The organism is Candidatus Allofournierella merdipullorum (genome assembly GCF_048426865.1).
Taxonomy (GTDB): Bacteria; Bacillota; Clostridia; order Oscillospirales; family Ruminococcaceae; genus Allofournierella_A; species Allofournierella_A merdipullorum.
The window spans coordinates 1-5061 of the sequence record NZ_DBFNWJ010000013.1; the positions used below are offsets into that span (position 1 = coordinate 1).

A 5061-nucleotide genomic window follows, 5' to 3' on the forward strand; every position below is an offset into this window, starting at 1 on the left:
TTTCATTTTTTCCAAAATCGTCCATATTTCATTCCCAGCCCTCCTTGAATGCGGTGGAGTTCGCTTCGCAATTGCCTTACCCCCATTTCCGCTAGAGCATCGATTTGAAAATAACAGTGGCTAGACAAGATACTCTTTACAACTGAAAATCAAATGTAGCCACTGAAACACATCCAAGCATGTTTTTGCCTCGGGCATCGAACCCGAGGCAAAGAAAAACACATACACAAACTATCATCGACCGATACGACCGTAGAGTGCAGTCAGCCGACGGATACGCTTAGCAAGCTTGGAAGCGGCCATGCCGGGTGCCATGCGCCACTGCCAGTTACCCTCGGCTTTACTGGGGGTATTCATTCGGGCCGAGGAGGGCAGAGCCAACCAGTCCTGCATGGGGATGATGGCGGTGTCGCTCACGCTGGCAAAGGCGGTGCGGATGAAAGCGTCCACCGGCTCTTCCTGTTCGCCGCAGGCCATGTAGGCCCGGGCCAGCGCCACGTCCTGTTCCGCCGCGTCGTTCTGCCAGGCGGCGGTGGTGGTGTTGTCGTGGGTGCCGGTGTAGACCACCGAGTTGGGGATGTAGTTGTGGGGCCTGTAGTCCCCGGCTTCCCGGCGGTCAAAGGCGAACTGCAGCACCTTCATGCCCGGGTAGCCGCTGGCCTCCAGCAGAGCCTTCACCTCGGGGGTGAGGTAGCCCAGGTCCTCGGCGATGATACGGGCCGAAGGCAGGTGCTTGTGCAGCGCGCGCATCAGCGCCATGCCCGGCCCCTTGCGCCACACGCCGTTTTTGGCGGTGTCGTCGCCGGCGGGAATGGCAAAATAGCTCTCAAAGCCCCGGAAGTGGTCGATGCGCACCACGTCGTACACCGTGCAGGCGTGGGCCAGACGGCGCACCCACCAGGCGTAGCCGGTGGTGTAGTGGTAGTCCCAGTCGTAGAGGGGGTTGCCCCACAGCTGGCCGTCGGCGGCAAAGGCGTCCGGCGGGCAGCCCGCCACGGCGGCCATCCGCCGGTCGGCGGTGAGCTGGAACAGCTCCGGCCCGGCCCAGACATCCGACGAGTCGGGGGAGACATAGATGGGGATGTCGCCGATGATGGCAACGCCCTTTTCCTTGGCGTAGGCCTTGAGGGCGGTCCACTGGCGGTGGAAGAGGTACTGCACGCCCTTCCAGTAGCGCACCGGCCCCGCCAGCCGCTCGGCGGCCCGGCGCAGGGCCTGAGGCTCCCGCAGCCGAACCTCGTCGGGCCATTCCAGCCAGCTCTTCTGGCCGTTCTCACCTTTCAGAGCCATGAACAGCGCGTAGTCCTCCAGCCAGAAGGCGTTTTCGGCGCAGAAGGCGGCGAGGCCCTCGTCCTCCGGTTCCAGCCGGTCCACCGCCTTCTTCAAAAGGGCGTGGCGGCCCTGATAGAGCGCGCCGTAGTCCACCGTCGTCTCATCGTCGCCCCAATGGAAGGCCCCGGCCTCTCCCTCTTCCAAAAGACCGTCGGCAAGCAGCAGGCCGGGGTCGATGAAATAGGGGTTTGCCGCAAAGGCGGAAAAGCTCTGATAGGGGCTGTCGCCGTAGCCGGTGGGGCCGATGGGCAAAATCTGCCAGTAGCTCTGGCCCGCCTCGGCGAGAAAATCAATGAAATGCCGCGCCTCTTTGCCCAGCGTGCCGATGCCGTAAGGCCCCGGCAGGCTGGAAAGAGGCAGAAGAATGCCCGCGGCTCTCATCCCTTCACCGCGCCGGCAACGACGCCCTCGATGATGTACTTCTGGCAGAACAGGTAGAACACGATGATGGGCAGGATGGTCAGCAGAATGCAGGCCATCATGGGGCCCATCTCCACACGGCCGAAGCTGCCGCGGAAGTACTGGATGAGCATGGGGATGGTGCGATATTTGCGGATGTCCAGCACCAGGGTGGGCAGCAAGTAATCGTTCCATACCCACATGGCCTGCAGGATGGCCACCGAGATGAGGGTGGGTTTGAGGATGGGCAGCACCACCAGGCCGTAGGTCTGCAGCGGATTGCAGCCGTCGATGGTGGCGGCCTCCTCGATCTCCAGCGGGATGCTCTTCACAAAGCCGCAGAACATGAACACCGCCAGCCCCGCGCCGAAGCCCAAGTAGATGATGCAAATGTTGTAGGGGGTGTTCAGGTTGAGGCTGTCGGCGGTCTGGGCCAGGGTGAACATCACCATCTGGAAGGGAACTACCATGCTAAACACGCACAGGTAGTAGATGGCCTTGGAAACGGGGCCGTTGATGCGGGTGATGTACCAGGCGCACATGGAGCAGCACAAGAGGATCAGCGCCACCGAGGAAACGGTGATGAACAGGCTGTAGAAGAAGCTCTGCAAAAAGCCCTGGCTGACCACAGCGGCCACAAAGTTTGCAGTGCCGGCAAAGGTGTTAGCAGTGGGCAGCTGGAATACGGTGCTAGTGTTGATGGCGGTCTCCACCTTAAAGGAGTTGATGAGGATCATGAACACCGGGTAGATATACAGCACCGCCAACACACTGAACAGCACTGTGAACACCATGTTGAGTGCATTTTTGGCTTTTGAGTTGTTCATTGCTGCACCTCCTTGGAGCTGGTGGCCTTCAGTTGGACCAGCGCGATGATGACAACTACAACAAAGAACACCACGGCCTTGGCCTGGCCGATACCCTTCCACTGGGGCCCGGATCGGGCGTAGAAAGTGTTATAGATGTTCAGGGCCAGCATTTCGGTAGCATGGTTGGGCTCGCCGCCGGTGAGAGAGAGGTTCTGGTCAAACAGCTTGAAGCTGTTGGTCAGGGTGAGGAACAGGCAAATGGTCACACTGCTCATCACCATGGGAAGTTTGATCTTCACCAAGGTCTGCCAGCTGTTAGCGCCGTCAATGGCGGCGGCCTCCAAGAGGTCCGGCGAGACGCTCTGCAATCCGGCGATGTAGATGATCATCATGTAGCCCACCTGCTGCCAGGCCATCAGGATGATGAGGCCCCAGTAGCCGGCGGGGGTGTTCAGACCCAGCAGAGGCTGCTCCACCAGGCTGAGCACGCAGTTGATGAGGATGTTCCAGATGTAGCCCAGCACGATGCCGCCGATGAGGTTGGGCATGAAGAACACCGTGCGGAAGAAGTTGGTGCCCTTGATGCCCCGGGTGAGCACCAGCGCCACGGCAAAAGCCAGCAGGTTGATGGTGATGGTGCTGACCACGGTGAAGGCCACCGTGAACCAGAACGAGTACATGAAGCTCTCGTCTTTCAGGGCGGTGACATAGTTGGAAATGCCCACCCATTTCGCGTTGTTCACCGTGGTGAACTTGCAGAAGGAAAGGTAGATGCCCTCAATGAAGGGCACGATGAACCCGATGGTGAAGGCGGCCAGCGTGGGCAGCACAAAGATCGGGAAGTATTTTTTCAATGCTTTTTGCATGCCGCTTTTTATCCCTCCTTACAATGGCGCATGTACCGAAAAATGGGGGAGCGAGAGGCTCCCCCATTTGTTATCGGTGCAGGGTTCAGCCGTTGGCCAGCTGATACTCGGCGGCCCAGTTGTCCACGAACGCGGTGACAACGTCGTCCCAGCTGCCGGTGCCGGCGGCGTAGGCGGTCAGAGCGGTGCCCAGAACGTTCTTCCACTCCTCAGAGGGCATGGTAGTGAAGTTCCAGGACACGGGGGTCTTGCCCGCGGCGGTCATCTCGGCGTCCTGCTTCACGAACAGGTTGGGAGACTCGGCAGCGCCCTTGAAGGGGATGACAAAGCCCATCTCGTTGGCCATGGCGGTGGTGCCTTCCTCGCTGGTGACGCACCAGTTGATGAAGTCCAGGGTGGCCTGAATGTCTTCCTCGGAAGCCATGTTGTTCACGCACCAGTAGTTCTCGGTGCCGGTGCACAGGCCCTGGCCCGCCTCGTCGCCCACGCCGATGTAGATGGGGATCATGGCCAGGTCGTCATCGGTGAACTTGCCTTCGCCGGTCAGGTTGCCGTACTCCCAGGAACCGTTCTGGAAGAACACGGCCTCACCGGCCAGGAACTCGTTGCGGCTGTCGTCGCCGGTCTTGGCGGCCAGCTCAGAGGGAGCGCAGGTGGAGTTGTTGATGTACAGATCCCAGATGTTCTTGTAGTTGTCCAGGTAGGTGCCCTTGATGGCGTCGGTGCTGGTGATGCCCTCATCCTGGTACTCGAAGTAGATGGGCAGGTTCGCCAGGTGGGTCTTGTAGCGCCAGTCAGAGGAGCCGTCCATGCCGGCGGAGGTGAAGGCGGCGAAGCCCAGCTCGTCCTTGCGGGCGGTGATGTCCTCGGCCACAGCCTTCAGATCCTCAAAGCTCTGGATGTCCTCAACGGTGTAGCCCGCCTCGGCCAGCAGGGTCTTGTTGACGATCAGGCCGTAGCTCTCGATGACGTAGCCGATGCCGTAGACGGTGTCGCCCTCTTTCAGAGCGTAAGCGTCGCTGGTCAGCTGGCTGTAGATGTCGCTGCCGGAAAGGTCATAGCAGTAGTCCTTCCAGCTGGCCAGACCCACGGGGCCGTTCACCTGGAACAGGGTGGGGGCGTCGGATTTGCCCATCTCGGCCATCAGGGTGGTCTCGTAGTTGCCAGAAGCGGCGGTCACGACCTCCACGGGCACACCGGTCTGCTCGGTGTAGACCTTGGCCAGGTCCTGCCACTGCTGATCCTGCTCGGGCTTGAAGTTCAGGTAGTAAACTTTGCCGGAAGCGGTGGAAGCGCCGGAGGCGGGAGTGCTGCCGGAGGTGGCGGTGCTGCTGGGGGTGCTGCCGCAAGCGGCCAGGCTCAGAGCCATGGCGCCGGCCAGCACGAGTGCAAGTGCCTTTTTCATATGTGTTCTCCTTTTTCTTTTGCTCCCTTGCGGGAGCGGTTTAAAACAAAAGCGGACCTTCCGCTCTGCTTACCAAAAATCAGATGGCTCTCACCGAGCCGCCGGGCGTGGGGGTGGCTTCCAAAAGCACCGTTTGCGCCGGCTGCCGCTTTTCGATGCAGCGCAAAAGCAGCTTGACGCTGGTCTTTGCGATCTGGGCGGCGGGCTGGACCATGGTGGCCAGCTGAGGGTTGTAGAACCGGGCCATGGG

At 60.5% G+C, this 5061-nt stretch carries 5 protein-coding genes; all 5 read right to left on the bottom strand.

What is annotated here, in order from left to right; genetic code table 11:
- Positions 1-234 precede the first annotated feature (234 nt).
- The 5 genes from malQ to ACMNAY_RS02575 all read right to left on the bottom strand — a co-directional run bounded on the left by malQ (position 235) and on the right by ACMNAY_RS02575 (position 5058).
- Positions 235-1713, bottom strand: a complete 1479-nt coding sequence (gene malQ, locus ACMNAY_RS02555; protein ID WP_418718273.1) for a 4-alpha-glucanotransferase — start codon at positions 1711-1713, stop codon at positions 235-237.
- Entirely contained in the window at positions 1710-2558 is an 849-nt protein-coding gene (locus ACMNAY_RS02560) for a carbohydrate ABC transporter permease (RefSeq protein ID WP_418718274.1), read from the bottom strand. Before ACMNAY_RS02560 ends, malQ begins: the two co-directional genes overlap by 4 nt.
- Complete coding sequence (locus ACMNAY_RS02565; protein ID WP_418718275.1) at positions 2555-3406, bottom strand: carbohydrate ABC transporter permease; 852 nt, start codon at positions 3404-3406, stop codon at positions 2555-2557. Before ACMNAY_RS02565 ends, ACMNAY_RS02560 begins: the two co-directional genes overlap by 4 nt.
- Before the next feature lie 85 nt (positions 3407-3491).
- A complete protein-coding gene (locus ACMNAY_RS02570) occupies positions 3492-4811 on the bottom strand; it encodes an extracellular solute-binding protein (RefSeq protein WP_418718276.1) in 1320 nt (439 codons plus the stop codon).
- A gap of 79 nt (positions 4812-4890) precedes the next feature.
- Positions 4891-5058 carry a substrate-binding domain-containing protein gene (locus tag ACMNAY_RS02575; protein ID WP_418718277.1) on the bottom strand — a complete coding sequence of 56 codons (168 nt, stop codon included), beginning with the start codon at positions 5056-5058 and terminating at the stop codon, positions 4891-4893.
- Positions 5059-5061: the final 3 nt, after the last annotated feature.